At 41.5% G+C, this 23,179-nt stretch carries 22 protein-coding genes; 9 read left to right on the top strand and 13 right to left on the bottom strand.

The features are described 5' to 3' along the window. The first annotated feature begins 92 nt into the window (after positions 1-92). The 3 genes from AC20MK_RS07560 (at position 93) to AC20MK_RS07550 (ending at position 2,861) form a co-directional block, all read left to right on the top strand. Complete coding sequence (locus tag AC20MK_RS07560) at positions 93-1,901, top strand: PEGA domain-containing protein (RefSeq protein ID WP_487355257.1); 1,809 nt, start codon at positions 93-95, stop codon at positions 1,899-1,901. Positions 1,902-2,048: 147 nt separating this feature from the next. Next, positions 2,049-2,405 (top strand): DUF4389 domain-containing protein, encoded by a 357-nt coding sequence (locus AC20MK_RS07555; RefSeq protein WP_487355256.1) that lies wholly within the window; start codon positions 2,049-2,051, stop codon positions 2,403-2,405. Between the two features lie 63 nt (positions 2,406-2,468). Further along, complete coding sequence (locus AC20MK_RS07550; protein ID WP_487355255.1) at positions 2,469-2,861, top strand: thioredoxin family protein; 393 nt, start codon at positions 2,469-2,471, stop codon at positions 2,859-2,861. Between the two features lie 31 nt (positions 2,862-2,892). Here the strand turns inward: AC20MK_RS07550 and AC20MK_RS07545 are convergent, their stop codons facing one another. From AC20MK_RS07545 to AC20MK_RS07530, 4 genes are all read right to left on the bottom strand, one after another. Further along, the gene (locus AC20MK_RS07545) at positions 2,893-5,157 is read right to left on the bottom strand and encodes an ATP-binding protein (protein WP_487355254.1); all 2,265 of its coding nucleotides are present in this window, start codon (positions 5,155-5,157) and stop codon (positions 2,893-2,895) included. Positions 5,158-5,343: 186 nt separating this feature from the next. Continuing rightward, entirely contained in the window at positions 5,344-6,981 is a 1,638-nt protein-coding gene (locus AC20MK_RS07540) for an AMP-binding protein (RefSeq protein ID WP_487355253.1), read from the bottom strand. Positions 6,982-7,003: 22 nt separating this feature from the next. Continuing rightward, positions 7,004-7,417: an acyl-CoA thioesterase gene (locus tag AC20MK_RS07535; RefSeq protein ID WP_487355252.1), complete on the bottom strand. Its 414-nt coding sequence runs from the start codon at positions 7,415-7,417 to the stop codon at positions 7,004-7,006. A 10-nt stretch (positions 7,418-7,427) separates the two neighbouring features. Continuing rightward, positions 7,428-8,006, bottom strand: a complete 579-nt coding sequence (locus tag AC20MK_RS07530; protein WP_487355251.1) for a helix-turn-helix domain-containing protein — start codon at positions 8,004-8,006, stop codon at positions 7,428-7,430. 145 nt (positions 8,007-8,151) lie between these two features. Here AC20MK_RS07530 and AC20MK_RS07525 point away from each other — a divergent pair, with 145 nt between their 5' ends. The 4 genes from AC20MK_RS07525 (at position 8,152) to AC20MK_RS07510 (ending at position 11,235) form a co-directional block, all read left to right on the top strand. Then, positions 8,152-8,616: a cupredoxin domain-containing protein gene (locus AC20MK_RS07525; RefSeq protein WP_487355250.1), complete on the top strand. Its 465-nt coding sequence runs from the start codon at positions 8,152-8,154 to the stop codon at positions 8,614-8,616. A gap of 30 nt (positions 8,617-8,646) precedes the next feature. Continuing rightward, complete coding sequence (locus AC20MK_RS07520) at positions 8,647-9,807, top strand: tRNA (guanine(10)-N(2))-dimethyltransferase (RefSeq protein WP_487357085.1); 1,161 nt, start codon at positions 8,647-8,649, stop codon at positions 9,805-9,807. 159 nt (positions 9,808-9,966) lie between these two features. Then, complete coding sequence (locus AC20MK_RS07515; RefSeq protein WP_487355249.1) at positions 9,967-10,521, top strand: MarR family transcriptional regulator; 555 nt, start codon at positions 9,967-9,969, stop codon at positions 10,519-10,521. 24 nt (positions 10,522-10,545) lie between these two features. Further along, positions 10,546-11,235, top strand: a complete 690-nt coding sequence (locus tag AC20MK_RS07510; RefSeq protein WP_487355248.1) for a DUF2110 family protein — start codon at positions 10,546-10,548, stop codon at positions 11,233-11,235. Positions 11,236-11,373: 138 nt separating this feature from the next. Here the strand turns inward: AC20MK_RS07510 and msvR are convergent, their stop codons facing one another. Next, a complete protein-coding gene (msvR, locus tag AC20MK_RS07505; protein ID WP_487355247.1) occupies positions 11,374-12,108 on the bottom strand; it encodes a transcriptional factor MsvR in 735 nt (244 codons plus the stop codon). Between the two features lie 223 nt (positions 12,109-12,331). On the opposite strand from msvR, the gene AC20MK_RS07500 reads away from it, so the two are divergent. Further along, positions 12,332-13,345 (top strand): class I SAM-dependent methyltransferase, encoded by a 1,014-nt coding sequence (locus AC20MK_RS07500; RefSeq protein WP_487355246.1) that lies wholly within the window; start codon positions 12,332-12,334, stop codon positions 13,343-13,345. A 104-nt stretch (positions 13,346-13,449) separates the two neighbouring features. On the opposite strand, the gene AC20MK_RS07495 is transcribed toward AC20MK_RS07500, so the two are convergent. From AC20MK_RS07495 to AC20MK_RS07480, 4 genes are all read right to left on the bottom strand, one after another. Then, the gene (locus AC20MK_RS07495; RefSeq protein ID WP_487355245.1) at positions 13,450-13,923 is read right to left on the bottom strand and encodes a DUF2124 family protein; all 474 of its coding nucleotides are present in this window, start codon (positions 13,921-13,923) and stop codon (positions 13,450-13,452) included. Between the two features lie 58 nt (positions 13,924-13,981). Next, a complete protein-coding gene (gene mch / locus AC20MK_RS07490) occupies positions 13,982-14,944 on the bottom strand; it encodes a methenyltetrahydromethanopterin cyclohydrolase (RefSeq protein WP_487355244.1) in 963 nt (320 codons plus the stop codon). A 160-nt stretch (positions 14,945-15,104) separates the two neighbouring features. Continuing rightward, positions 15,105-15,422: a hypothetical protein gene (locus tag AC20MK_RS07485; protein ID WP_487355243.1), complete on the bottom strand. Its 318-nt coding sequence runs from the start codon at positions 15,420-15,422 to the stop codon at positions 15,105-15,107. Between the two features lie 150 nt (positions 15,423-15,572). Then, a complete protein-coding gene (locus AC20MK_RS07480; protein WP_487355242.1) occupies positions 15,573-16,187 on the bottom strand; it encodes a class I SAM-dependent methyltransferase in 615 nt (204 codons plus the stop codon). Positions 16,188-16,325: 138 nt separating this feature from the next. On the opposite strand from AC20MK_RS07480, the gene AC20MK_RS07475 reads away from it, so the two are divergent. Then, positions 16,326-16,988 (top strand): molybdopterin-dependent oxidoreductase, encoded by a 663-nt coding sequence (locus AC20MK_RS07475; protein WP_487355241.1) that lies wholly within the window; start codon positions 16,326-16,328, stop codon positions 16,986-16,988. 91 nt (positions 16,989-17,079) lie between these two features. Here AC20MK_RS07475 and AC20MK_RS07470 read toward each other — a convergent pair whose 3' ends face one another. The 4 genes from AC20MK_RS07470 to AC20MK_RS07455 all read right to left on the bottom strand — a co-directional run bounded on the left by AC20MK_RS07470 (position 17,080) and on the right by AC20MK_RS07455 (position 23,041). Next, complete coding sequence (locus AC20MK_RS07470; RefSeq protein ID WP_487355240.1) at positions 17,080-19,887, bottom strand: sensor histidine kinase; 2,808 nt, start codon at positions 19,885-19,887, stop codon at positions 17,080-17,082. 508 nt (positions 19,888-20,395) lie between these two features. Then, positions 20,396-21,301 (bottom strand): 30S ribosomal protein S6--L-glutamate ligase, encoded by a 906-nt coding sequence (gene rimK / locus AC20MK_RS07465; protein WP_487355239.1) that lies wholly within the window; start codon positions 21,299-21,301, stop codon positions 20,396-20,398. After that, positions 21,298-21,780, bottom strand: coding sequence for an ATP-dependent zinc protease family protein (locus AC20MK_RS07460; RefSeq protein ID WP_487355238.1), 483 nt, complete (start codon positions 21,778-21,780; stop codon positions 21,298-21,300). Before AC20MK_RS07460 ends, rimK begins: the two co-directional genes overlap by 4 nt. A gap of 355 nt (positions 21,781-22,135) precedes the next feature. Further along, a complete protein-coding gene (locus AC20MK_RS07455) occupies positions 22,136-23,041 on the bottom strand; it encodes a mechanosensitive ion channel family protein (protein ID WP_487355237.1) in 906 nt (301 codons plus the stop codon). Between the last annotated feature and the right edge of the window lie 138 nt (positions 23,042-23,179).

Below are 23,179 nucleotides of genomic sequence, written 5' to 3'. Positions count from 1 at the left end.
AGCAATATGTATTATCTGTATAGCTTTGCCTCGGAAAGAGCTAATAGCGATCAAACTTAACATAATATGATAGTCTCCACAGGTGTCCGATCTTGATAGAAAAACACGTAAAAATACTGATATTATTATCCTTTTTGGCCCTGTCATTATCCGTGATTGGCAGTGCCTCGTCGACTCTGGACTATGAGGTTGCCATCTCTGAGGGTGACTCATTCTGGCTGGAAGAAGGGTACGTTGTCAATATAATCGATATTGATCCATACTACAACTATGCTCAGATGTCTGTGACATGGAACGGTCGTGAAGTCCACAATGCCATCTACTATGAGGGGGATTATTTCTATTACGACGACGGCCTTATTTCTCTGGAATTTGATATAGTGGACATCTATTCGGACTCATATATTGACTATATGGATATTGACGATCTTTACATATTCTATAAGGACTTCCCCCAAGGTACCATCGTACTTTATTCCATCCCGGTGGGTTATGATGTCTATCTCAATAATTATTATCAGGCCACAAGTGATGGCTACACTCTGATAGAATTAAGTTATCTGGAACCCGGTTATCATGCAGTGACCCTGGAATCTCCGGGATATGATAATATGGAGGGCAGTTTCTACGTCCCATCAGGGGAGGTCCAGTACTATTCTGTCTCTGACTTTAGCAGGTCTTCAGCTACTGATACTGACTGGATAGATCCTACCTATTATGACGATTACGATGATTCCGGTAACAATAACAATGGGGCTGGTGTTGTTATTCTTATTCTTTCCTTCATCTTTGTGGTGTTATTCTTAAGGGGCATCATTAAGGCACGAAGGCGGAACAAGAAGTCTAAAAGATCTGGTACTGATGGTTTTGGAGCTAGTCCGTCTGCAAAGGCTGATCGCCCCTCAAAGACCGCCAGTAAGCCTAAGAATAAACCTGAGCCTGCTCCTGAAACAGTTACTAGGACCGAAAAAGGTCCATCCATACCCATGGGAGACGGTGCAGGAAAAGCACCATCTTCACCTTTGAAGGAAAGTAGTTCCATTGTGGTAAAATATGCTTTTAATTACCTTGGTGCTCTTCTCCAATACAAGGTAAAGGTGGAGAACCACACTTCTGAGCCGATAGGGGACATTAAGATATCTCTTTTCGTACCTGATGTTTTCCTGTTGAAAGAGGCTGAGAAAACGATGTCCATGCTTGAACCCGGGGAGGGAAAAACGGTTACTTTCGAGATCCGCCCGACTGGTGAATGTGGTAACTGTAAGATCTCTGCAAGCATTGATTATTATGACTATAATACGAAGAAGCGTAAGCATGTCGATCTTGAAGGCAATATGGTAAGCATAGTGTGTCCGGTACTTCGGGTCAGGCAGATCGATGAACCTTCCTGGAGGTCGGTGGTCAGCACCCTCATTTCAGCAGAAGAGGACTCCAAGGACCTTGAGATCCCTGCAGAGAACCTGTTCGATATTGCTACCCGGGTCCTCAAGGACATGAACATGTACATGATCGAGCCGGAGATCACATCAACACCTCGCCTTTTTACGGGAGTTGCAAGGTTCTATGCTGAAGGTGTTAGTGGTTTGAAGTATGCATCATATGTCGAAGTCGTAGGCAAGAGCCGATCACGTCTCATATTGAGAGCATGGGCTGAAAAGGAAGACGCACTTACCGGATTCTATCATAAGATGCTGGAGGAGATCGAAAAGAGGACCGATATCAAACTTTTCGTTGATGATGGGTCTGCACAATACAATATAAGCACTACCAATATTACTGATAGTCTTATACAGCGCTCTACCATAGGTTCGGAATCTGAAGTCCGAAAGTGTCCCGTTTGCGGAAAAGAAGTAAAGGAGAATGCAAAGTTCTGTGAAGAATGTGGGGAAAGGCTAGACTGAACAGGCAGACTATTTTTGGTCTGCAAATTCTCTTCCCTTATTTTTTCGCTTTCCCACTGAAAAAACATATAACTTATGCATTTGTTTCTTAGATACGGTTCGCTTTATATATTTAATAATTTAAAAAAGTAGCTCGGTGTTAGAATAATGGATCAAAAAAGAATGAATGAGCTTTTTGTATGGAACAAAAAAGCTTCCCGTCTGGAATTGTTCATAAGGATATTCTATGGTATACCTGTTGCGATCGTTCTATCCCTTTATAGTTTTCTAATGACCTTTTGTTTTCTCCTGCAGTTGCCTTTTATTTTGGTACTTGGAAGAAGACTTGAAATTCTGAACAAGGTCGTAAAAGGCTATTTGGAATACTATACTCAAATTGCAGGTTATTTCTATATGACCACCGATGAACGTCCTGGTATCCTACCAAAGGATATTTCTATCTTTGAAAAGCAACTTTATTATGATCACAATACGGTCGAAATATTTGATAGGGATGAAAAATGATCGTCCTTACCAAATAAAAAAGTGATAATTTATTCCATAAACGATATTAACGAAGGGGGTAGCATGGATACTAGTTATGTAGGCGAAGTGGGTGACGTTAATTGGGAAAAGATGATCGAAAAGGAATCTAAACCTGTTCTGGTAATGTTCTATCTGACCACATGTTCTCATTGTAAAGCGATAGAACCTTACTTCAGGGAGTTTGCAGAAACATACAAGGATTCATGTAAATTCTTCAAGGTCAATGCCGAGATCAATCCCTGGGTCTCAGAAAGATATGGCGTGGAGGGGACACCCACTTTTATGTTCATGTGTGCCGGGAAAATGATAAGGGGCATGGCAGGTGTTTCTCATCCTTCTGAACTTAAAAGGAACATTGAGGATTTCCTGAAGAATGGTTCAGTGTGTGCTGCGAATATCACATCGCTTAAGTATGATATGTCAATGTATGGCTGACCAGTTATTTACTGATCTCTTCTTTTTATTTTCATTTACTGGTAGGGATGGTAAAGGTGAAAGTGCTGCCTTCATCGATCTCGCTTTCCACCCATATTTCTCCACCGTGCAACTCGACCAGCTTTTTCACAAGAGCAAGGCCAAGACCTGTGCCTTCCTGCTCTTTTGTGGCAAAGTTTCCGACCTGTATGAATGGTTTGAAAACTTCGTCGATATTGTCCTTTGAGATCCCGGTTCCGGTATCTTTGACATTGACATAAAGTTTCTTGTCCATTGACCATGCGTTGATGTCAATGCTCCCCTCTTCAGGTGTGAACTTTATGGCATTGCTTACCAGATTATACATTATCTGTTTGAACATGGTCTTGTCAGCATTTGTGGTGCTGACATTATGAGCAATGCTGTGGGATATGTTTATTCTCTTTTTGTTCGCAAGGGGTGAAAGGATAGTGGCCGTATCTTCGATCATTTCATTGAGGTCTAGATCTTCGCTTCGCAAGTGCATCTTTCCAGCTTCTATCTTTGAAATGTCAAGTATATTATTGATCAGACCCAGCAGATGTTTTCCGCTGATCAAAACATTATTGACATACTTAGTCTGTTTTTCATTAAGGTTGCCGAACATCTCTGTCTGCAACAGATCTGAAAATCCGATTATCGCATTAAGGGGCGTCCTTAGTTCATGGCTCATATTTGCCACAAAATCACTTTTCGCTTTATTTGCTGCTTCTGCTTCCATCATTAACTGCACTAATGTGTTCTCTGCATTCCTTTTGTCAGTAATATCAATAATAAGTCCTTTCAGATGGTCAACATTCCCTTCTTTGTCGTACAATAAGGTCGTCCTTTCATTGACCCACCTTGTCTCTCCATCACCGGTCATGATCTTGTAATCGATGTTCACGGAAGGTAATTCACCATTGCATAGCTTTTGAAATTCTACTTCAACATTCCTTTTGCAGTCAGGGTGAATAATGTCGCCATAATTAAGGTGACCCTCAATGAAATCCTGGGCCTCATATCCTAAATTACTGATATTATCCGAAATGATCTCTACTGGCCATCCTTCCGTTGGCTTCCATTTGAATATGATGATAGGACTGCTTTCAACAACTTTTTTCAGTTCAGCGTTAAGCTCGGTTGACTTTTGTAATGCATCAAGTATATCGTTCAAACCTTCTGGTATGTCCTTAAAGTCAACTTCGATATCGGTATTTGCTCGCGTTTTAAAGCTTCCTTCAAGAGCAGTATCTGATATATATTTAAAGTCATTGACTATATCTCTAATAGGTTTTGTTATCCTTTGTGCAGAAAAGATCGCAATAGTTCCCATAAAAAGAATTGCGGTTGCAGATATAGCCACTAATATATTCTGCATGTCTGTAACGCCTGCATACATTTCCTCTTTTGGAACTACGACCAGCATGGAATAATTACCAGTTCTGACCGGTTCATAGAAAACGATAGCTTCCTTATCTGTTACAGGATCGATAATCTCGATATGACCTTCTTTGCCATTTTCGATATCTTTTGCCATTTTCAGTATTTCTGGCTCTTCGAAATCGTAGAGTTTCTTTGATCCAATCCATTCTTTAACTGGGTGGGATATGAACAGTCCTTTATTACTAACAGTGAAAGCATAGCCTGAATCTAATATTTTAATGTTGGATATTTCCTCATCGATGTAGTCCAAAGACACATCTGCACCGCCAATGCCGATAAATTCTCCCTCGAGCATAATGGGTGAAACATAGCTTACAATAAGTTCTCCCTGATAAAAGTAGGGTTCTGTGAGCACATCCGTTTTTCGTTCTTTTGGCAACTGGTAGTACTCAAGGGAATCATAATCCACAAGAGGCTCGACGAAGATATCTCCGCCGATCAGGTTCCAGTATGGAAGGAATCTGCCTGTTCCATCGTGGTATTTAGTATTTGCATATGCAGAATCATTTAGGTCAAAAGCATCAGGTTCGAACCCTGCATAGGCCCCTAAAAGATTAGGATTATCCATCAATGTTTGTTTGATAATGCCACTGACGATCTCTCGATCTGTATGTCTGTACCCTTTCATTGTGGTGGCAATACCTCTGGCAATTGCCATATTGGCCCGCATATCTGCATCGAAATTAGCAGCATAATTTTTCGTAAGAGATGCAGCTTCTTTGTATACCAGTTCTTCATGCTGTTCAGTTGTTGTGGAAATGATCAGGGACATGGTGAATATCATGACTAGGATGATGCCGATCACTATATACAATAAAATTTTCAGATCAAGTGGCACATCTTTAAAGTTCATTCATTATCCCTTCGTTTTTAAATGATCATTTTTAGGACCAATAATGACTAAGTTCAGTATATCATCACAATAGTGATGAACTAATCCGTGTAGTTAGTTCACAACTTAATATATTTTGTGATTGTTTTATTAATAAAAATAGAAAAAGGGGAGCTTTTAGCTCCCTATATGCTGTGATATGGTTGGTCAGTTCTGTTCCATAAACTCGACAGCCATTTCCCTGAGCTTGAACTTCTGAACTTTTCCGCTTGCTGTAAGTGGATACTCATCTACGATGAATATGTGTTTTGGCACTTTATAGCGTGCTATCTTTGTGATGCTAAAATCCCTGATATCTTCCGGTGTGAGCTTTGAACCCTCATTGAGTACAACGAAAGCTCCTACTATCTCACCGTATTTCTCATCAGGGATACCAACTACCTGGGCATCTTTAATTCCCTCGATGGTGTAAAGGAATTCCTCTATCTCTCTTGGGTAGATATTTTCTCCGCCACGGATGATCATATCCTTTATCCTTCCGGTAATGCGGTAGTATCCCTCCTCATCAACGGTGGCGAGATCTCCGCTGTGGAGCCATCCATCCTTGTCTATGGCCTTCTCTGTCATTTCAGGCATCTTGTAGTACCCTTTCATGACATTGTAACCGCGACAGCATATCTCTCCCTGCTCGTTCGGTCCTACAGGCTTTCCGGTGTCAGGATCCACTATCTTTACATCGATATGTTCCATTGCTGTTCCTACTGTGCTTACACGGCGTTCGATGGGGTCGTCTGTACTCGTCTGAGTAAATACGGGAGAAGCTTCTGTAAGGCCATATGCTATAGTGATGTCCTTGCAGTTCATTTCGTCGATGACTTTTTTCATGGCCTCTATCGGGCATGGGGACCCTGCCATGATGCCTGTTCTCAGTGAGGACATGTCGAACATTTCGAACATAGGGTGTGAGAACTCTGCAATGAACATCGTGGGTACTCCATAAAGGGCAGTACATTTTTCTTTCTGTACCGCTGCAAGCACCAGAAGCGGGTCGAAGAGCTCTATCATTACAAGCGTACCGCCATGTGTGAGGGTTGCGAGCACTCCAAGTACTATTCCAAAGCAATGGAACAATGGCACAGGGAGGCATAATCTGTCTTTCTCTGTGAACCTTTGCCTTTCTCCGATGTAATATCCGTTGTTAAGAATATTCTCGTGTGTCAGCATAACACCTTTCGGGAATCCTGTGGTTCCTGATGTGTATTGCATGTTGATGACATCTTTGCAGTCCAGTGTTCCCTTGAGACGGTCAAGTTCTTCTCTGTCTGAATACTTTCCAAGCAGAAGCATTTCTGCTGTGTTGTACATTCCTCTGTGCTTTTCCTGGCCGATAAAGATAACACTTTCAAGTTTGGGATACTCTTTACTTTTAAGGTTCCCTCTTTTACATGATCTTAGTTCGGGTACCAGGTCATAGAGCGTTTCCACATAGTCAACGTCCCTGAACCTGTCAACGATGGCAATTGCCTTCATATCCGATTGTTTCATCACGTATGCAAGTTCGTGGCTCTTGTATGCAGTATTCACGGTGACGAGCACCGCTCCGATCTTTGCTGTTGCAAAAAGGAAGGTCAGCCAGTCAGGCACATTTCGTGCCCAGATGCCAAAGTGATCGCCCTTTGTGATGCCAATGGCTATGAGTCCCTTTGCAAGATCATCGACCCTGTCATTGAATTCACTGTATGAGAAGCGTAAGTTCCGGTCAGGATAGACAATAAAATCCCTCCCGGGGTCCTTTCTGACCTGTTCTTCAAAGAACTCTCCAATGGTAGCTTTAGTAAATGGCATTGATATCAGATCCTTTTTAATATTATTCGTTTTTCTCTTCAGGGATCATGTGTTCTGCCAAGGCTTCCTTTATGTCCTCTGGTAAGGGCTTTGATCTCTTATTGACAAAATCATAGCACACCAGCACAGCATCACCTTTTGTCTTGAGCTCTCCCCTTTGCCAGGCTTCGTGATGCAATGTAAAGGATTTGTTCCCTAATCTTTTTACATATGTCCTTATCTCTACATCGCCATCGAAGAACATCTCGCCAAGGAAATCAAAATCTATCCTTGCCATTATCAGTGTCCATTTCTCAGGGCTCAGGTCAAGATCCGGTTCGAACATACGGAATATCGGGTTCCTTGCCAGTTCAAACCATTCGGGAAGGACTGTATTGTTCACATGTCCCAGGCCATCGATATCGCCGAATCTTGGGGTAACAGTGGTAACGAACATTTCTCCTCCTTTAGATCGGGGTATAGACAACTGCCAGTATCTTTGATTCCTTGCCTGCTGCATGGAGGTCATGCGGAACGATGGAATCATAATAGATGCTATCCCCTTTTGTCAGGGTGTGCTTATCCTTGCCGTAGGATACTTCGATATCTCCGTCGAGCACATAAATGAACTCTTCACCTTCGTGGGATGACAATACCGGTTCCTCTACATCATTGCAGGGGTGAATATCAATAATGAAAGGCTCCATATGTCTGTCCTGCTTATCAGCGGCAAGTGAGCAAAAATCAAGTGCGCTTTCTTCACAGGTTGCACATTTGCCTGAAAAGCGGACCACGTTCTTTGTTTCTCCACTACGGTTTATCCTGGGGCCTTTTTGTGGTGTGTCGTCAAGGAATGTTCCAAGACGCACTCCGAGGGCACGTGCGATCTTCAAAAGAGGTGTTAATGACGGGATGAGCTCTCCCGCTTCAAGCTTTTCTATCAGTTCCACATTGCTCTGACTTTCTTTTGCCAGTTCTTCCACTGTCATATCACGGTCTTCACGGAACTGGCGGATCTTATCTCCAACACTGTTTTTTTCAGTCAATTCATTTCACCTCTTTTTGCATATATGTAAACATCAAATAATGATCAATAGGGTTTTTGAATTGGTATTGCAACTTAAATAGATATCTGCGTTACTGTGTGGCTACCTTTATAATTCTTGAAAACAAAATATGAGTGTGAGGAAAATGAATAATAAAATGCTAATATTGTTATTGGCGACCATGTGCATTTTTGCAGCAGGCTGCATAGGTGACAATGGCGATGATGTTAATGGTGGGGAGACCAATGTTTCAGATGATGTTATCTCCGGAGATATTCCAGATGAAGATATTTCTGAAAATGTCTCAGAAGATATATCAGAAAATGTCTCTGAGGAAATAATCGAGCCAAGGATATATTCTATCATACTCGATAATTATCTATCACGACCTGCTTTACTTGAGATCAATAAAGGGGATACCGTTTATTGGAACAATCGGCAGAATAGCGGTGATAGGAAACGTTTCACTCTTGTCAGTGAAGATGGATTGTGGGAAGACCGTACTATAAACTATGGGGTACCTTTCAATTATACTTTCACTGAAGCAGGAACATACAACTACAGCATTCTCGGCCAGCCAAGAATGGATGGTACCGTTATTGTTAAATGATGTTGTTCTGTTACACGTTCCAATATGCAAATGTTGAGCACTAAGGTCACAGAGGGTAGTACAACAGTCTCTGTGCCGGTTCCTCCGGAAGGTGTCCCATTTCCACCTTCTGAAGCGCCGGTCTTCTACAATCCTCATATGGAATTGAATCGGGATATTTCGGTTGCAGCAACCTCAGCTTGTGCTAAACGTATTCTTCTCAAAAAGGATATGGAGCTCAAGGACATTACTTATCTTGATGCGATGTCTGCATCAGGTATCAGGGGATTGAGAATAGCCAATGAGGTAGGCATCACTTCTATATTGAACGACTGGAGTGATGATGCCCACGAGCTCATTCTTGAGAACATTGAACTTGCAGGGGTCTCTGATATTGCGGAAGCTACTTGCAAGAACGCCAATGTACTGATGCATGAGAGACGTTTCAATATAGTGGATCTCGATCCTTTTGGAACACCTGCTCCTTATCTTGATGCGGCCACAAGGTCGGCAGTTCATTTTTTGGAGGTTACTGCGACAGACACAGCTCCGCTTTGTGGTGCTCATTTTAATTCCGGGATGAGAAAATATGCCGCTGTGCCATTGAACAATGAATTTCACAGTGAGATGGGTGTACGTATCCTTCTTGGCAAGATCGCGAGAGAACTTGCCAAGCATGACAAAGGTATGACTCCCTTGCTCTCTCACGCTACAAGACATTATGTGCGCACTTATCTTCAGGTTAAAAAAGGTGCTAAACAGGCAGATAAAGCGCTTCAGGAGCTTGGATTCCTGGCCCATTGCGAACATTGTGGTCACAGAGAGGTCTTTCACGGAATGGCTGTATCGATCAGCTCTCATTGTAGCTCTTGTGGAAATGATGTCTATATCGCAGGTCCTCTCTGGTTAGGACAGTTACACGAACCTCAGTACTGTGATGAGGTTCTCCTGGAGATCGAAGAAAGACCTCTTGGAACGAAAGAGCAGGCAAAGAAGCTTGTACTGGCTTGCAGAGATGAACTGGAAATTCCTTTCTTCTATGATCAACACGTCATTTGTAAGATGATAGGAGTCTCCGCACCTGCAATGGACCTGTTTATCACAGCCCTTAGGGAAACCGGAGCCAACGTCTCAAGGACACATTTTACTGGGATCTCATTCAAAACCGATGCAAAGATCGATACGATCAAAGATGTCTTAAGAAGTCTTTAAGTTCTAAGCTTTGACCATTTTAGTATGGTCTGAGCTCGAACCATGCATTATAGAAAGTAATATATATATCAAATTAGCTAATGTTGGATTAACTATAATCTATTATAAATTTTATATATTTATGGGGGAATCAGTCTGCCAAAAACAAGTCCTGAATATTTGTTCCTTCAAGAGAAACCAACACTTGCCTTGCTTGCGATATGGTTCTATGGTAGGACCTATGGTTCCGTTATCACAAAAGAGATAAATTCAACATTTGCCCACACGACCAAGATCCTTTCAAGAATGGAAGAGGATGGACTTGTTCAATTTTCATTTGAAGGGCGTATCAAATATGTCGAGTTGACGGAAAAAGGTGTCAATGTCGTATCGATCCTAAAGGACCTCATAATTTCCCTTGATGGTGAACTCCCTGATGAATATGATGTCGAAGAGCGCCATGAAGTAAGTGGGTCGGAACTTGATACAGCTTCTGCTGAGATACTTGATATGGTCAAAAAGTTGCGCCTTAAAATAGAAGGTATCTATAAAGAACTTATAGACTCAGGCGCTGATGCGGATACTATCAAGAGGAAGCTTGGGCCGTTCAGTCGTGATGTGGCAATGATAGGTGATATGATCGATTCTTCAGAAACACCTGTGGCTGGTGAGGTCATCAAGGCTTATGACACTACAAGGGATGTCTTTTCTTCTCTTCTGAACAAAAACGGTTAAATGCTTGCTATTCAATGAGTACCCATGGAAACCGCAATTTTGACCATCAAGATCTACGGCAATGTAGAACGTGCATTAAGCTCTGCATCCTTTATGCTGGAGAACGAATTGAAAGACCTCGATGCGAAAGCTGAGGTATCACTGGGTCCGGATGGATGGCTTCAGGTATCTGCTACTGGAGATGATGGTGAGTTCGCTATTAATTTCCTTAAGGAAAAATTCGGCACCCCTGTGACATATGTAGATGATAAAGCAGTCTATAGGGGCTTTATTTCTTCCATTGATGAGGATGGCATAACGGTCGATATCGGCATAACTTTAAAGATCCCATCCTCAGAGCTTAGTGTTCTTGGGGCTGGCACTAGTCCGCAGATAGCATCAAGGTTTGGGCTTATACCTCACCTGCCTGTATATATCAGGGTATTGAAGCAGGAAAATGGTACGATCGCTTCTTTTACGAAAAAGCAGGTTGACCTTTTCTGGAGCTGGAAGAAGTTCCCAACCGACCGTCTGGTCGTTAATTCAGTTACACGTTCCGAACTTAAGAGTGCTATTAAGAAAAAAGGGCATGGCAGGGATATTTACGGCATTGAAAGACTTGGTCTGCTTGAGAACCTGGTGGTCTGTCGTGAAAAAACGGATGGTCCGGGTATCGTGGCAGCGATAGGTCCTTTGCTGAATGCAGAAATTGGCGTTATCAAAGGCACTCGTTAAGTTAATTGACAGACAAGTCCCTTTGGTGATCTTGTCTGATCTTACTCTTTTTTACCTTATCTCTAATATGATCTTATAAAGACTTGATATATGGCTTGCAGTTTCATTCCTATGTATTGAGTATATTTGCAAGGACATTTATTGCATAACAAAGAGGCAGTGTCCATAACCTGTTCCGCAGCATTCTGTTTCCACGATGTTGCATTGCAGGTTCAGTTTATTTAGGATAATTCCCTGAAGTATGCCTTCATTAAAAGAGCATAATGTCTGGCCTATGTTCTTCGTACCTTCGCAGATAAAACTGTCCTTTATATTGATAATGAGGGGATCATGGGATACAATGGTGAGTTTGCCCATTTTGTGCCTTTGCCAGTAATCCGCAACTTCCTCGAACAATCCTTCGATATCAGTTGAAGTGAACGTTTCAGCGATCTTCATTCCTATATCCTGTCCGATATTTTCCATTATTGGCGTGTGGTTGAATCCCTGTGCCTGAAAACCGCTTTGTACAGTCTGGAATATTGATCTGAGAAGCTTTCCTTCACTATCGAAGCTCGAGGTAAACTCTTCCAGGTTCTTTCTGTAATGGTCGAATACTGGTTTTTGTGAGCATGCGGCATATTGTGAGCACATGACATATGTCTTTTTACGCTTGTCATCAGGGTCCACATGTTCTTCAAGCAAATGACTTGCCTTTAGATCTTTCAGATGTACGGATATCGTTGATTTTGCTTTTCCTGTATGCTTTACGATATCATCAAAAGATTGTGCATTCTCGTACAAGAACTCCATTATTTGAAGCTTGACCGGACCGTCAATGGCAATAATACCATTTAGGGTTGAAAATAGTGCAGTTTGTCCATCAGGCTCCATATAGAACAATTAAAATATAAAATATATAAACGTTCGCTATGTAACGAATTATAAAGCTCCAACATATATCTATTTTTGAGGCAATCTAAATTGATTTTGATAGATTCAATGATAATTTCAAATAAGTTGGGAAGTTTTATCATCTTTTTGAGCAATTTTCAATTCTTCTTTTCAATTTTGACCGTTAGTTTATTTTTACTTCAGTACAGATTCAGACCATTCTATGAAAGCTGTTGTTGTACCCATTGGATCGGTTGAAGCTGTAAGGGCTGAATTTGCAGAGTCGAATGTGCTGGATAGGGCTCGGAAGATAGTTGTAGTTGATTCAATGGAGGGTAGGGTAGCTGAAATTCCCGTTCTTCGTGATGTGTCCGGTTTCACTGTTGTGGAACAAAGTAGCCCGGAATTCTATCTTTCAGCTGCTTCATTGAAAGAGCATCTAACAGGTGTCATTCCTGATGAACTCATACAATACGTGCCTTCAGGCTGGCAGTTGATAGGCAATATCATAATAACCCATATTCCTGCTGAGATCCGAAATTACAGAACAGAGATCGCGGAAAAACTTCTTTTGATCAATCCTCGATGCAATTGTGTCGTACAGGACCTTGGAATAAAAGGACCTTTCAGAGAACCTGAGCGTGAGATCATCATTGGTGATAAGACGGAGACCATACAGAAGGAGAACGGATGTCTTTTTAAGATCGATGTAATGAAATTGATGTTCTCAAAGGGCAACCTTGCTGAAAAAAGACGAATGAGTAAGCTTGGAAAGGATGATGTGGTAGTAGACATGTTCGCAGGCATCGGATACTTTTCCATTCCTCTGGCTGTTCACGGAAAGCCAAAGAAGGTCTATTCCATCGAACTGAATCCTGTCTCATATGGCTATCTGCTTGAGAACATAAGGCTGAACCATCAGGAAGATGTCATTGAAGCTATCAATGGAAATTGTAAAGATGTGACACCTGTGGGCATTGCCGACCGGGTGATAATGGGATATGTGGGAACCACCCATGAGTATCTCCAGCAGGGGATATCTGCTATTAGAAAAGAAGGCGGTACTCTGCATTATCACGAGACTACGCCTGAATGTCTTGTCTTTGACCGTCCCATAAAGAGAATAAAGGAGGCAGCGGCAACCCTTGGAAGGGGTGTTGAGATCATGGGATGTTATCGCATCAAAAAATATTCGCCAGGCGTATGGCATGTTGTTGTGGATGCATTTATCAAATGAAGGATAACCCCTATTCTATGGGTCAATAATGGTCATAAGAATGGATAATGGGCACTAAAAAAGAAAAATAATGCAGATGCTTGATTATCAGATATTCTTCTAATTCAAGCTTTCAATGTTTTGATCGATAGGTCGGAATCAATAACATGATCGAACTCTATCGGTCCTATCCAGCACTGGTTCTCAAAAGCTGACTGGAAACAGACTCCGATGGTTGTTCCATTATCGGTGTTCTCAAATACCTTTTCAATTGTGGTTTTCACGTCATTGATATCTATGCCCATCTTTGGCATGGAAAGTCCGCCAAGAAGGACAATAGTATCTGCATGGAAGTCTATATTGTCTCCGATCTGCATCCCGAAAGGTGTTTTGATTATCTCTCTCGCTTCCTCAGGGCTGGTCTCTGGAATAAACCCTATCTCTATATTGGTGTCACGTATGACGTATGCCATAAGTTCTGCAAAAGGTGTGCAGAATCCGGCAGTCCCAATGAACATTACTTTTTTTGAGTCTTTGACAAGTTTTCTAAATGATGTTAAAAGACCGCCTACTCCACTGGAATTTTCTATGGTTTCCATTTTTCCTCCAAAAAAAGAAATGTCGCAGCCAAAATGATGGCTGCATTCTGAATTATGCTTAAACGTTCTTGACGCCGAATGATTCGAGAAGGATGCCAGGGTTTGTGCGACCGCTGGTGAATGACTTCTTTGACTTGAGGTCGTTGATGGTGATCTTTGCAGGTGCGAACATTCCTGCGTCAACCTTGAAGAAGTCGAATCCTGCTTCCTTGAATGTTGTGTAGAATGGCTTACCAAAGTCCCTTGATGTTGAGGATGGTGCTTTCTTCACGAAGTCTTCGAGTTTCTCATCGTCTCCATATTCAACTGTGTAGTATGTCTCACCACAGTAGATGATACAGTCGTTGGTGGATCCCATGCACTTGGTGTCGTCTCCGACAATAGGTGCAATAGGTGCAACACCGAAACCGCTCTTGATGGTGTTGATGTCGAAACCGATGGATTCGAGCTTGTGGATACCTGTTTCAACAACCCTTGCGGAGATCTGGACGGATCCTGCAATTGATGAGGTTGGTGCAACAGCAATGTAAACGTTCTGTGGCTCTACACTGCAATGCTTTGCAATGTATTCGACGATCTCCTCGTTTGGAAGTTTGTCGGATTCCATTACCAGGACCGCTGCATCAGCATCGTCTTTGTAGCCGATCTCTTCGTAGAGCTCTTTTGGCTTGAGTCCGAGACCCCTTGCAGGACCTGAGCCCATTCCAAAGTAGTCACCGACTGCAATTCTCCAGCCTGCATACTGTGATGCCATACATGCGATGGTAGGATGGTCTGTAGCTACCTGAATTGCAGGTACTGCTAATCCATCGAGATCTACCTTTGTGTAGCTGATCTCAGCAAGGTCTGCGAGGCAGAGGCGTGAGAGGTACATACCTGCATCGTAACCGCCTTCGGTGTTAACACCACAGTCGATGATGGTTGCGCCGTTATCAAGCACTTTTGATTCTATCTTTACATCTTCTTCCCAGTCTAACATCTCATCGATGATCGCTAGTCCTTTTTCATTGACACTTATCATGGTTATCACTCATTATTATTGGTGTCTTTGATTAGCTCGGGGAGAATATAAAAGTGCCGATTGCACGGAGGCAGTCTAAATAGTGCTGTAGATAGCTATAAGTTAAAAAAGGGGGATCAAGGCAGTTCAACTGCCTTAGAGCCGACCTGATGCTGTATATTTATTTTTCCGGATGGTTTTTGATAGAGGCCAGCATGTCAACGCCGCTATCTGTCAATCTGAGAAGGTCATCCTTGACCACAACGATATTAGCATTTTTCAGAAAGTCCATGTGATACTTTAATGTATTATCATCGGTCTCCACTTCAGACTTTATGTCAGCTTCCGCTTTACCGAATACGCCGATGGACCTTACGATCTGTCTTCTTATTGGGTGGGACGCAGCTTTGTCAAGCATTTCGTGTTCCATCCTTACTCTGTCTCCTTCAGAAGGTTTCTGCATTATAATATCATCAAGTTCATCGTAGTCATCTTCCATTATATTCGCCTCTTTTGTTGTGTATTCTAATAGGTATCCATAACGATTAATCATTTATAATAATAACGGTAACTTTAAACAGATCTGTTTTATCTCTCAAGTTCAGTGTTATTATTTTCTGATTATACTGTGAGGTTCTTGTTTATGGTCTTATTTGTTCGGTTTACTGATAAAGAGCCGGAATACATCGAAAAATGTCATATTATTGTCTTCGACAACATTTGCTCCTCCGGCTTCGATATTGCTTCTTGTGTTCCTATTGACATTGAACCCGAAGAATCCGCTTGTTATCGGGTTCATCAGCTCTTCCATAAATGCAATTATTCGGTATTTGCTGCGAACATGTTCAAGATTTATTATCTTACCTTCAGGTTTGCAGACCCGTACGCATTCTTCCACTCCTTTTACAGGATCTGGCACTGAACAAAGTACAAATGTCATTACAACTGAATCAAATACATTATCCTTGAAGGCAAGATGCTGGGCATCCATTACCACCATTTCCACATCTGCTTTTGCTGCTCTTCCCTTAGCTTTTCCCATCATTCCAGGTGATAGATCGATAGCTACCATTTGAGCATTTTCAGGATAGTGATCAAAGTTCTTACCTGTGCCTAACCCGACTTCAAGACATCTTCCTTCAACTTTTGAGAAAACGACCTTCCGCCATTTTTTGAAAGCAATATGTTCCATCACCCATTCAAAAAGATCATAGACATGTGAATAGCGGTCATATTTCCGGAGTGTATCTTTTGTTGTGTTCAATCCCTTTTTCCCCACATAAGTTCTGTCTGTTTAATATATGTAATTTTTTCATAGGTTATTGCAGTTATGTGAGTTACAAGTAACACCATGATAAACTATTTTATGTATCAGCATCAATTCTTATTCGGGGTTGTTGTGATGAAAATGATCGGTATCTTTGTCATCTTGTGTTTGTTCATGTCAATTTCAGGCTGTATCTCTTCAGATACAGGAGGGGATGATGTTGATACATATGGTGATGAAGTGGAAACCCTTGAATTTCAGGGGATAGAGCTTACTCCTATCAGTGACCAGAGGAACAATGCCATTAAAGGAACACAGAGGATAATTGAGGATACTTATCTGTTGACCATCAATGGTATGGTCGATGAACCATTGGAACTGACCTATGGGCAGATAACTTCTTATCCGAACGTTTCAAAGGTGGTAGATCTCAATTGTGTTGAAGGTTGGGATTTTACTGGAAAATGGACCGGTGTGCCAGTTGCCACACTGCTTGATGAGGCAGGTGTTCAGGAAGGAGCAACAACAGTTATTTTTTATTCAGAAGATGGCTACTCTACAGCCCTTGATCTGGATTATCTTATCGACAACAACATTATTCTCGCTTACCGGCTCAATGATGTAACCCTTCCGCAAGACCGCGGTTTCCCTCTACAGCTTGTTGCTGAAAGCAAATACGGTTACAAGTGGGCAAAATGGATAACAGGTATCGAAGTTGTTGATGAGCCCTATGAAGGCTTCTGGGAAAGCAGGGGATATAACAATAATGCAGATTATGGTGGGCCCCGATTTGGGTGATCCGTTTATGTCCGCTTATATTTCCATTATACTGCTGACAATGTGGTCACAGTTGTTTTAACCTCTCTGTCAGCCCAATCAAATATTGATCTCAGGCTATTATCTCGGGATCATTTGGTAAAGTAAATCCAAATTCACTTCCTTTTCCAACTTCAGTCTCGACCCAGACTTCGCCACCATGCATTTCCACAAACTTTTTGACAATGGTGAGGCCAAGGCCAATACCGCCATATTCCCGTGTGCGTGATGAATCGAGCTGGACAAATGGTCTAAATAGTTTCTTCATTTCCTCGGACAAGATCCCAATGCCATTATCTTTTACAAAAAATGAAATATTATCCTCAGAGGTTCGGGATTCTATGGTCACATAACCTCCTCGGTCTGTGAACTTGATGGCATTGCTTATAAGATTATAGAGTACCTGCTTGAGCTTTGTTCTATCTGCTCTTATAATAGGCTTTTTGATATCGATATTGAATTTAAGTTCAATATCCTTCTTTGAAGATAAAGGTACGACCGAAGTCTCTATTTCTTCAATTAATCTTGTCAAGATGAAATCTTCTATTTTCAACTCCATCTTTCCGCTTTCAACCTTTGAGAAATCCAATAACGTATTGATCAGTACCAAAAGTTGCTTCCCATTCGCAGAAACATTATTAATGTAGCGTTTCTGATTTTCGTTCAAGGTGCCGGATTTCTCACTATGCAGCACATCCGAGAAACCAATGACCGAATTAAGAGGAGTTCGAAGTTCATGGCTCATATTAGCGATAAATTCTGATCTTGTACGATTAGCATCTTCAGCAGCAATCTTGGCATTGATCATTGTTTCTTCGGCTTGTTTCCGCTCTGCGAGATTTCTAGATGTGGAGAGGACAGCTGTTTTTCCATCATACTCAATAATGCTGTTACTTAGTTCGATAGGTATGTGGCTGCCGTCTTTGCAAATAGCTACACTTTCAAATATGGATCGTTTTCCATTCTGTAAATGCTTGATATTATCAGTTATCCTTGCTGCCTGTTCAGGAGAATCCAAGTCCATCACCGACATGCTCAGCATTTCATCTCTGCTATAACCTGTGAATTCACAAGCAGCCTCGTTCACTTCCAGGATGTTGCCTTCAAGGTCGTATATCAGAGTCGGATCATTAGAATTATTAAAAAATGTTCTGAACTTCTGTTCCGATTTTTGTAAAGCAGTCTCTATCTCTTTCCGCTCTGTGATGTCATTCATCGACAATACTGCTCCGAGTGGATTCCCTTTGGCATCGGTCAGCTTGCGACCAGTAGTGATCACCGTGTGAGGTACAAGTCCTTTCATTGCGATGACCATCTCTTGGCCTGAAACATTTTCGCCTTTCCACGCCCGGATCAACGGGTTACGTTCACGTGTCAGTGGCGTTTCACCATCCGCCTCGTACAGGCTGTAGTGATTCGCCCAGTCTTCCGCTGGGATCGGCACAATAGGCAAGCCATGGAACTCGCACGTGGCCCGGTTGAAATACGTCAACTTTCCCTCCTGGTCGCACGCCACGATGCCATTGGCTATACAGTCCAGGACTGCCTCTTGGAACATCAGGCGTTCCTCCAGTTCCTCTTCCACCTTCTTGCGCGTGGTAATGTTGGTTAAAGAACCAACGATTGCCACGGTTTTTCCATCTTTTACGAGTGGTGTTTCGTTTACCTCTACCCAGATATTTTGGCCTGTCTTTCCTGACGCTTCCATTTGGTAGCAAGGCTGTTTTTTTCCGGTCTTGATCGCTTTCTTGGTCAGCGCAAATCCTTCTTCGTTAACTGGATTGTCGGTAGCGAATTCGGACCATCTTACCATGGCTTCCTCGGGTTCGCATTGAAGGAACTCACGGCACTGAGGGCTAAGATATGTCAATTCGTGTTCAGGTGTGTGTGAGTAGAAGAGATTGGTACTGCTCTCCACGATGTAGCGCATTTTTTCTTCACTATCTCGCAGTGCATCCTCTACTTGCTTGCGCTCGAGGCTAGTTCCTATTATGTGGGAAACCATACGAAGAATGGATATATCCTCTTCTTCCCACTCTCCGGTATTTTGAACATTGTCCAGTCCGATAAAACCGGCAAGTTCATTATCCCTATGCAGAGGCAAAACTATCAATGATCTTATCTCTTGCATTTCCAGGATCTCTTTTTCAGCTGATGCTTCTTCGGGTAATGCTGAGACATCTTTAATATGGATCGATTCACCATTGTGGAGTTTGTTCATCCACCAAGGGAACATATCTACTGGGAGGTCCTGAAGGTTCTCTTTTTGGGCTTCCACACCCTCCGGACAATACTCATGGGTGTTGTCCATCTGAGTCCTATTGTCACGGATCAGAAAAATGTAACTTCTACTACTTCCACACAAGTTGCAAATTTTTTCAAGAGCAAAATCTATGTTAAAATCAATATCTTTACTGGAGATGAACATCGAAGAAGTATGTGCTACTACCTTCTCGATCTCAAGCTTCCGTTTGATGATATCATTTGTCTTTTTGATCTCTGATATGTCATCCACGACCAATGTGACGTTTGGACCATTTTTATCTTGTGTCAGGATAGTTGAAATTAAAAAATGAATTGGTATGGGCTGACCATTGGTCAATATGTCCAGTTCCCCTTCCTTTTTGTAAATGTTCTCTCTGGTTTCAAAAGTGTGCATCACAGACTTTCGTACGGGACATTCTAAACATTCTGTGTTTTTTCCACATCCTTTCCCTGTGAAAGAATTTATACACTGGAATATTTCGCCACCAAGAAACCCAACACAATCCTTTTTATCTTTATCTAATTTAGCAGTGGCAGCTCGATTTACATTTTTAATTTTGCCGTCCTGATCGATGAGGATCATAATAAAAGGTAGGTCATCAAAAATAGAATTCAAGATACCTGGATCAACGATCGATTCGGTCTAACTCTTATAGTATTCGTCTACAGCTAGATCACTCCGAATGTCTTCTGTTCCATCCATATTTGATTATCTTCCTAAATTTCCCACGTATTATATCGAGTATGTTTTAAAATTTATCATATATATTATTTGTTATATTTCATTGTTCAATCTGGTCCATTTTGTAATCCTCAAAGAAGCTAAGGGACAATGAAAAAAGGTCCGAAAGCTATTATGATCACATTTATAAAATGCAACTTTTGCACGACTTATTGTAGAAGTGTCGATAATGTCTTAAATAAAACAAAAAATAACTCATACTTTAAACAAGCGTAGTAAAAATATAAACTTCAATAAAAAAGGTTGGATGCTGACCGGATATATACCAGCGATCAAACTCTTAAATGCTTTTTTTGCCGGAGGTGTTTATGTGCAATATTGGTTTAAAGGCATATTTTTGATGAATGGTTAAGCTTGTAATTGTTACGGGTGGCTGTATGGATCAACCTTTTCCACGAGTCTTTGTCTTACCGGCTTTACTGGTCTTCTCAATATATTCAATGATCATGCCTGCAACATCCTTCCCTGTCGTATTTTCTATTCCTTCCAGGCCAGGGCTTGAGTTAACTTCCATTACCACAGGTCCGTGATTGGAGCGTAAAAGGTCAACACCTGCCACATTGAGTCCCATTATCTTTGCAGCACGTACAGCTGTCGAGCGTTCTTCAGGTGTGATCCTGATGACCTCTGCAGAGCCTCCTCTGTGTAGGTTCGACCGGAATTCGCCTTTTGGTGCCTGCCTTTTCATGGATGCCACCACTTTACCGCCGATAACAAAACAACGAATATCAGCCCCGTTCGCTTCCTTGATGTATTCCTGGACAAGGATGTTTGCTTTCACACCCATGAACCCTTCTATCACACTTTCTGCAGCCTTTTGTGTTTCAGCCAGTACTACACCAATACCCTGTGTACCCTCAAGCAGCTTAACAACAAGGGGCGCACCACCAACCATCTTGATCACATCTTTAATGTCATCAGGTTTGCTTGCATATCCGGTCACAGGCATACCTATGCCCTTGCGGGAGAGTAGTTGCAATGAGCGCAGTTTGTCCCTGGAGCGGGTAATTGCAACCGATTCGTTCAAAGGGAAAACACCCATCATTTCAAATTGTCGCAAGACAGCAGCACCATAGAATGTCACAGATGCACCAATGCGAGGAATAACCACATCAAAACCATCAAGCTCCTCGCCTTTATAGTGAATGGATGGCTTGTGAGGGGTAATGTTCATGTAAGCTCTCAATACATCGATCACTTGAACTTCATGCCCTCTTTCTTCAGCTGCTTCAATTAAGCGACGAGATGAGTATAACTTACGGTTTCTTGATAATAAGGCAATTTTCATTTGTCAACCTCATGTTTCAGACTATATAGTGAGAGTGCGTCAAGTTTTCCAGTAATGTGTGATGCACCTGGATCGACTAATGCTATATTTTCTATTGCGGTACGGCCCAATAACATCCTGAAACGCATTGTATCGCGGTCGGTAAGTGTTAATTCAATTGGGTATCGACGGGATGCAATTACAACATCCGTTTCGATAACATAACGGGTCTCCTTGTGACCACCGGAATCGGTTACCTGGCGTCGGTCCTTTAGGGGTGCTATGCATTCGATCTGAAAATCTTGATCTCTTTGTATCGGGTGGATCAAAAATCGGACCATTTCAACGCCATTCTCCCTGTAAAGTTCTACATTAAAGGCATGTAGTGCTGATGTCTTGGCTCCGGTATCGACCTTAGCTTTGATGGCATGTATGCCCAGATCTGGCAAAGCAACCCATTCTCTCCAGCCAAGTATCAATGTCTGATCTTCTTTATTCATAGGATTCTCCAAAGTAGACGACATTGTTATTTTTATACAAATTCAGTCGCAACTATAAAAGCTGTATATTTTGCACGATTGCTATGTACAATGAATACTATTGTACACCTTTAGTCAGGGTGCTAATTAACCTGTCACATACACTATTTTATAAGGTCTGATTCTAAATTCGAAAAAGAGCATTTAAGTATAAATCTAATTTGGTCCGATAAAGGTATCTATATGTTCTTTATTCCAAATTCAAAAATAGCTCAAGCATGACCTCTCGTATGGAAACAACTCTTTTTGACAAAATGTGGCATATATCGCTGTTGAAAATTGATCAGACCTACCCCAAGGTCCACAAACCAAAATCTTATTGTTGTTCCCCCACATGTTCTGTTTGAAGGACACTAATTCCTTCAAGGATGATACCTATCAATTTGTGCTTTACATTTTCCCTTTCATAGAATGTGGACCTGTAATATGCTGTAAGCTTTAAACCGTCACAGTCGGAGTCCAACTTCAGCTTGACATCAATACCTTCTGTCATCTTTATTTTTTCCACAATCTTATCTATACGATAGCTGAGGTCTCCTGGGATATCCTTGATATAATAGTCGAAGGACGACTCAAAAAGTCCAGTGCTATAGTTTTTAATGGATTTTTCCAGGAAGAACTTGTTTGGTATTTTATAGAATTCTTTATGTCTGGTAGGAGAAATCACAACATAAAATAGTCCGATATGTTTCACTAATCCCTCTTCCTCTCCTATGCTTATGTAATCCCCTATCTTGAAAGGTTTTTTAGTGAGCAGTATGAACCAGATGAAATAGGAGAGAATGATCTCTTTGATAGCAAAAGCAAAACCTGTTGCAACAAGACCTAAGAATATCACAATATTCTGTGTATCGATACCAACCTGCCAGAACATCACTGCACTTGTGAATGCATAGACAAATCCGATGTAGATCTTACTTAAGAGGATCTTTTCTTCGTTCTTACCTACACTTTCAAACATCCTTGGAATTATATTCACGGTAAATTTGAGGAATAGTGTGGCAAACGTGTAGGAAATGAGGATGGTATAGACCAGTTTTAGGAAATCAATAATTATTACCGGGATAATTACCCAGCCCCGATGATCAACAAAAAGTATTGCAGATATCGGTAGTATGAAGAACAAGAATATGATAATAATGTGGTTTAACAACTGATTAATTATCTTGCTTTTGAAATGCTCTTTCTTCAATTTCCTGTTACTTTCTTTTTTTCTTGGCATTCTATTGGTCCATAAACTTTACCTTTGCTCGACGAGGTCATTCTTAATAAAGGTAATCAAGGCAGTTATTTGTTTTCTTTTCAAAAAGTTTGACGCAGCTATCTTTTAATCAACTTTCTCTGTATGATTATTAAGAAC

It is taken from the genome of Methanococcoides sp. DA23 (genome assembly GCF_057593895.1).
The sequence above is the reverse complement of the archived record's forward strand: the minus strand, read 5'-3'. Positions and strand labels throughout refer to the sequence as shown.

Bases quoted from the DNA above. Each gene is read 5' to 3' on its own strand.
- AC20MK_RS07555 (WP_487355256.1), top strand. From the start codon at position 2,049: ATGGATCAAAAAAGAATGAATGAGCTTTTTGTATGGAACAAAAAAGCT.
- AC20MK_RS07550 (WP_487355255.1), top strand. From the start codon at position 2,469: ATGGATACTAGTTATGTAGGCGAAGTGGGTGACGTTAATTGGGAAAAG.
- AC20MK_RS07545 (WP_487355254.1), bottom strand. From the start codon at position 5,157: ATGAACTTTAAAGATGTGCCACTTGATCTGAAAATTTTATTGTATATA.
- AC20MK_RS07540 (WP_487355253.1), bottom strand. From the start codon at position 6,981: ATGCCATTTACTAAAGCTACCATTGGAGAGTTCTTTGAAGAACAGGTC.
- AC20MK_RS07535 (WP_487355252.1), bottom strand. From the start codon at position 7,417: ATGTTCGTTACCACTGTTACCCCAAGATTCGGCGATATCGATGGCCTG.
- AC20MK_RS07525 (WP_487355250.1), top strand. From the start codon at position 8,152: ATGAATAATAAAATGCTAATATTGTTATTGGCGACCATGTGCATTTTT.
- AC20MK_RS07520 (WP_487357085.1), top strand. From the start codon at position 8,647: ATGTTGAGCACTAAGGTCACAGAGGGTAGTACAACAGTCTCTGTGCCG.
- AC20MK_RS07510 (WP_487355248.1), top strand. From the start codon at position 10,546: ATGGAAACCGCAATTTTGACCATCAAGATCTACGGCAATGTAGAACGT.
- msvR (WP_487355247.1), bottom strand. From the start codon at position 12,108: ATGGAGCCTGATGGACAAACTGCACTATTTTCAACCCTAAATGGTATT.
- AC20MK_RS07500 (WP_487355246.1), top strand. From the start codon at position 12,332: ATGAAAGCTGTTGTTGTACCCATTGGATCGGTTGAAGCTGTAAGGGCT.
- AC20MK_RS07495 (WP_487355245.1), bottom strand. From the start codon at position 13,923: ATGGAAACCATAGAAAATTCCAGTGGAGTAGGCGGTCTTTTAACATCA.
- mch (WP_487355244.1), bottom strand. From the start codon at position 14,944: ATGATAAGTGTCAATGAAAAAGGACTAGCGATCATCGATGAGATGTTA.
- AC20MK_RS07485 (WP_487355243.1), bottom strand. From the start codon at position 15,422: ATGGAAGATGACTACGATGAACTTGATGATATTATAATGCAGAAACCT.
- AC20MK_RS07475 (WP_487355241.1), top strand. From the start codon at position 16,326: ATGAAAATGATCGGTATCTTTGTCATCTTGTGTTTGTTCATGTCAATT.
- rimK (WP_487355239.1), bottom strand. From the start codon at position 21,301: ATGAAAATTGCCTTATTATCAAGAAACCGTAAGTTATACTCATCTCGT.
- AC20MK_RS07460 (WP_487355238.1), bottom strand. From the start codon at position 21,780: ATGAATAAAGAAGATCAGACATTGATACTTGGCTGGAGAGAATGGGTT.
- AC20MK_RS07455 (WP_487355237.1), bottom strand. From the start codon at position 23,041: ATGCCAAGAAAAAAAGAAAGTAACAGGAAATTGAAGAAAGAGCATTTC.